Genomic DNA, 4,915 nt, shown 5'->3' on the forward strand with positions numbered 1-4,915 from the left:
GGCCCGGCCAACGCCGGCTGCGGCAGCGCCAGCTCGACGCCGACCTCGCGCCAGCGCCAGCGGCCGTCGGCGGCCGGCGCCGGCTCGAAGAAGAAATCGCAGCCGATCCGCAGTGCCGAGGCGCCGATCGCATAGGCGTGGCGCAGCACGCTGGACGGCGGGTCGTCCTCGCCCAGCACCAGCGGTTTCCAGCCGCGCGCGATCCCCGCCTTCTCGCGGCCGATCGACTCGCGGTCCTCGCCGAGCCAGTCCTGGTGGTCGATGTCGACCGTGGTGATCACGGCCACGTCCGGGTCGACGATGTTGGTCGCATCCAGACGGCCGCCGAGACCGACTTCGAGGATCGCCAGGTCGAGGTCGGCCTGTTCGAACAACCGCAGCGCGGCCAGGGTGCCGTGCTCGAAATAGGTCAGCGTGACCTCGCCGCGCGCCGCCTCGACCGCTTCCAGCGCGGCCACCAGCGCGGCATCGTCGGCATCGGCGCCATCGATGCGCACCCGCTCGTTGTAGGCCAGCAGATGCGGCGAAGTGTAGGCGCCGACCCGCCAGCCCGCGGCGCGCGCGATCGCCTCGACGAAGGCCACTGTCGAGCCCTTGCCGTTGGTGCCGGCGACGGTGATCACCTGCCGCGCCGGGCGGCCCAGCCGCATCCGCGCGGCGACCTCGCGTACGCGGTCCAGGCCCATGTCGATGGCCTTGGGGTGCTGCTTCTCGATGCGGGCGAGCCAATCGGCGAGTGAGGCCACGCGTTGCTCCTGCGCAGACGCCGCGGTCCGCGGCGGATGGGTGAATGACGGTCACATGGCCGGTGCGGCTGGCCGCACGGTTCGAGCATGTGGAACGCCGATTATCGCGGAACTCACCCGGTCTTTACGCATCCGCCGTCGCCACTGCCAAGAATCGGCCGGTCGGTCGATCGGCCGGCACCCACAACAACGAAGACCGCATACAAGGAGAAGCAGGATGCGCATGCAACCGCGTAGCAAGTGGATCATCGGCCTGGGCCTGGCCGCCGCCATCGTCGCCGGCGTCGCCGTCGCCAAACCCCTCAATGGCGAGATGGGCGTCTATCTTGACGACGCCGGCAATGTCGTCGGCACCTACCAGGTCAGCTGCGACGGCGTCTTCAGTTACAGCGGCACCCGCACCTCGAACTCGGTCGCCAACGGCCACCTGTTCTGCAATCTCCCCTGAGCCGGTACCGCCATGACCGCAACGGCCGCCATGTTCCGCATGGCGGCCGTTGCGCATCCCGCGCGCGCGCAACCTACAGTGCGCGGTGCACGGCCTCGCCGAACAACGCGGTGTGATGGCCGCAGTCGTTGAGGCGGACGACGTCCAGGCTCTCGATGCGATCGCCTTCCAGCAGGTTCAGCGTGGTCGGGGCCTGACGGAATCCCCACAGTCTCCGGAACGGGATCCCGAGCAGATGGCAGAGGATCACCCGGTTGACCGCGTCGTGGGCGACCACCAGCAGGGTGTCGTCGGCCCCCAGTCCCTCGCCGGCGCGGACCAGGGCCGGCCAGGCGCGGTCGAACACCTGCTGCAGCGATTCGCCGCCGGCACCGGGCATCTGCACCGTCTCCGGCGCTTCCCGCCAGGCGCGCAGGCGCTCGGGGTCGCGCGCGCGGATCTCGCCGGCGAGCAGTCCCTCCCACTCGCCATGGCCGATCTCCATCAGTCCCGGATCGGTGTCGAGCAGGCCGGCGCGCTCGCCGAGCGCGAACTGCGCGGTGACGCGCGCGCGCGACAGCGGCGATGCCACCGCGCGGGCGATCGACAGCTCGCGCAGGCGTTCGCCCAGCGCGCGCGCCTGCGCTTCGCCGACCGGCGACAGCGGGATGTCTTCCTGGCCCTGGTAGCGGCCTTCGGCGTTCCACGGCGTCTCCCCGTGGCGGGCTAGCAATACGCGCATCGGTTCACACCTGGTGGAGGGACAGGACGCCGGGGATCGCGCGCAGCTCGACCAGCTCCGCATCGGAAACCGCACGGTCGACGGTGATCGCCGCGCGCGCCTGACCGTCGCCGGCCGCGCCGAGCGCGAAGTTGACGATGTTGACCCCGGCCGTGCCCAGCTTCGAGCCGACCGTGCCGATCATGCCCGGACGATCCTCGTTGCGCATCAGCAGCACCGGCGCGAGCGGGTCGAACTCGATCTCGACGCCGTCCAGGCGCACCACCCGCGGACCGCGGTGCAGGGTCGCTTCGACCTCGCGGGCACGGTCGCCGTTCTCGATCCGCACCCGCAGCAGGCGGTCGAAGCCGTCGCCGTCGCCGCCGACCGTCTCGGCCACGGTCAGCCCGCGCGCGGCGGCCTCGTGCAACGCGTTGACCGGGGTCACCCGTCCCGACGCGGTCCCCATCAGCGCCGCCACCAGCAGGCGGGTCAGCGGACGCGTATCCAGGCCCTCGGTGCGGCCGGCGTAGGTGACATGCAGACGGGTCGGCGCCGGCACCAGCCGGGCCGCCAGCCGGCCCAACGCCGACATCAGCGGCATCCACGGACCGACCTCGCGCGCGGCCTCGGCGGTCAGCGGCGGCAGGTTGACGCAGCCGGCGACCGCGCCGGTTGCGGTGAAATCGATGATCTGGCGCGCCAGGATGGTGCTGACCGCCTGCTGCGCCTCGCTGGTCGACGCGCCCAGGTGCGGGGTCAGGATCAGCCGCGGATGCGCGCGCAGCGGCGACTCCGCCTGCAGCGGCTCGGTGGCGAAGGTGTCCAGCGCGGCGCCGGCCAGATGCCCTTCGTCGAGCAGGGCCAGCAGCGCGGCCTCGTCGACCAGGCCACCACGGGCGGCATTGATCAGGTAGGCGCCCTTCTTCATCGAGCGCATGCGCGCTTCCGACAGCAGATGGGTGGTGTCCTTGGTCCGCGGGATGTGCAGGGTGACGATGTCGGCCCAGGCCAGCAGCTCGTCCAGGCTCTTGAGCGGCACGCTGCCCTTGGCAGCGGCCCCGGCCGGCAGGAACGGGTCGTGCGCGGCGACCTCCATGCCGATGCCGGCGGCCTTGCGCGCGACCGTGCCGCCGATCCGGCCCAGTCCGATCACGCCCAGCTTCTTGCCCTCCAGTTCGAAACCGGTGAGTCCGGCCTTGGGCCATTCGCCGGCCTTCATCCCGGCGTCGGCGCGCGGGATGTGGCGGGCCAGCGCGAACAGCAGCGAGATCGCGTGCTCGGCAGCGGCCAGGGTATTGCCGTCGGGCGCGTTCATCACCGCGATGCCGCGGGCGGTGGCGGCATCGACGTCGATGGTGTCGACGCCCGCGCCGGCCCTGCCGATCACCTTCAGCTTCGCCGCCCTGGCCAGTGCGCTGGCCGGCACCTTGGTCGCCGAGCGCACCAGCACGGCGTCGAAGTCGGCCAGGGTATCGGCCAAGACCTCGGGATCCTTGATCGGTTCGGGGGCGATTTCGACCTCCCATCCCGCGTCGCGGAACAGGTTGAGGCCGTCTTCATGGATGCCATCGCAGGCCAGGACTTTCATTTCGTGCTCCAGTGGGTGGAATGACCCGCGGAACACATGCAGCCGGCACGCTGGACGGATTGGACCGCGCCTATCGGGCACGGCTGGACCTGTGGCAGGGCCTGCAGGTCGGTCGATACGGCCCGGGCTTGAGGCCTGGACGGTACCTTCGGTCGGGAAACGGGGCCGGCTGGCATGGGAATCCGCGATGTCGAGGAGGCTAGCAGACTGGTGCGGCGATGCAACAGTTGCGTTGGAAACCGCCGCTTGCCGGGTCAAGATGCCCTCTCCCAACGCAGAACCACGGAGTGCGATCGATGGACAGGCAGGTCAAGGGCGAGTTCGAAGTCAGCGCCACGCCGCAGGGCATGCTCGATCTCGGTGGCGAGGCCCAGACCCGCCACGTGCGCTTCGACAAACGCTTCCGGGGTCCACTGGAGGCGACCGCCGTGGTCCACATGCTCGCCGTCGGCACCGCGGTCGAAGGCTCGGCGGCCTATGTCGCGATCGAGCGCATCGAGGGCACGCTCGACGGCCGTCGCGGCAGTTTCGTGACCCAGCACAACGGCACCCTGGAGCGCGGCGCTCCGAGCCTGTCGCTCACGGTGGTGCCCGATTCCGGCGACGGCGAGCTGGTCGGCCTGCGCGGCCGTATCGCGATCGATATCGTCGATGGCAGGCATTTCTATACGTTCGACTATTCGTTGCCGGCGGAGTAGGACGCTTCGCGGATGCGGCAGCGCGCCACACCAGCTGCGTGGCCTGGGCTACCGCATGACGCCTTCGTCCTGAAGCAATGATCAAAGGCTTCCGCCTTCCTTCTGAAATCAGAAACAAAGGCTTCCGCCTTCGGCGGGTTCCTTTTGTCTTGGCAAAAGGAACCAAAACCGCCCGCTCCTGACGCCCGCCGGGACGGCTGCGCCGCCCCGGTCCCCTGTGCGCCTCGAGGCCGGCGGCACGGCGCCCAAACTCGCTACGCTCAGACATGAGCGCCTCTACGGCCGCCGTCCTCTGCGGTGCGGACTGGGGCACATCCATGTGCCCCACCTGCGCTATGAGCGCAGGCGCCTGGCGGCGGTCCAAATCGCTCCAGGCGATTTGTCGGCGGGCTTTAAGTCGCTGAAGGTCAAGGTCAACAGCGCCGCTTTTGACCTTCGTCAAAGCCGGACAGCCCGCACTGATCGCAGACCCGAAGGGCGGCGCGCGGGGACGCGCGCCGTTTTTCGGTCGAGCCAGGGATGGCGAGTCGAAAAATCCTGGAAGGCCCACCGCTCACGATTGAGATCTGTCGGGACGGCCCTTTCTTTTGGCGACTTTTCTTTGGGCCAGCAAAGAAAAGTTACCCGCCGCCTTGGGGGCGGAAGCCGTTGATCTTGATCTTGGCGATCCAGCCGCTCATCCGGAGCAGACCAATGCCCCCGGTTCCTGACCGGAGGTCTTCTCGATCACGA

5 protein-coding genes are annotated in these 4,915 nt (G+C 69.6%); 2 read left to right on the top strand and 3 right to left on the bottom strand.

Annotation, left to right across the window (positions count from 1 at the left end; all coding sequences use genetic code 11):
* The coding region (locus FKV24_RS04815) for a Mur ligase family protein (RefSeq protein ID WP_249040925.1) at positions 1-686 on the bottom strand (686 nt) is incomplete at its 3' end.
* Between the two features lie 277 nt (positions 687-963).
* On the opposite strand from FKV24_RS04815, the gene FKV24_RS04820 reads away from it, so the two are divergent.
* Entirely contained in the window at positions 964-1,194 is a 231-nt protein-coding gene (locus tag FKV24_RS04820; RefSeq protein WP_141481568.1) for a DUF6289 family protein, read from the top strand.
* 73 nt (positions 1,195-1,267) lie between these two features.
* Here FKV24_RS04820 and FKV24_RS04825 read toward each other — a convergent pair whose 3' ends face one another.
* Both FKV24_RS04825 and serA read right to left on the bottom strand, forming a co-directional pair.
* A complete protein-coding gene (locus FKV24_RS04825) occupies positions 1,268-1,915 on the bottom strand; it encodes a histidine phosphatase family protein (RefSeq protein ID WP_111267023.1) in 648 nt (215 codons plus the stop codon).
* Between the two features lie 4 nt (positions 1,916-1,919).
* Entirely contained in the window at positions 1,920-3,485 is a 1,566-nt protein-coding gene (serA, locus tag FKV24_RS04830) for a phosphoglycerate dehydrogenase (RefSeq protein ID WP_141481569.1), read from the bottom strand.
* A gap of 296 nt (positions 3,486-3,781) precedes the next feature.
* Here serA and FKV24_RS04835 point away from each other — a divergent pair, with 296 nt between their 5' ends.
* The gene (locus FKV24_RS04835; protein WP_141481570.1) at positions 3,782-4,183 is read left to right on the top strand and encodes a DUF3224 domain-containing protein; all 402 of its coding nucleotides are present in this window, start codon (positions 3,782-3,784) and stop codon (positions 4,181-4,183) included.
* The last annotated feature ends 732 nt before the right edge of the window (positions 4,184-4,915 follow it).

The sequence above is a fragment of the Marilutibacter maris genome (genome assembly GCF_006546735.2).
In the GTDB taxonomy this organism is placed as follows: Bacteria; Pseudomonadota; Gammaproteobacteria; order Xanthomonadales; family Xanthomonadaceae; genus Marilutibacter; species Marilutibacter maris.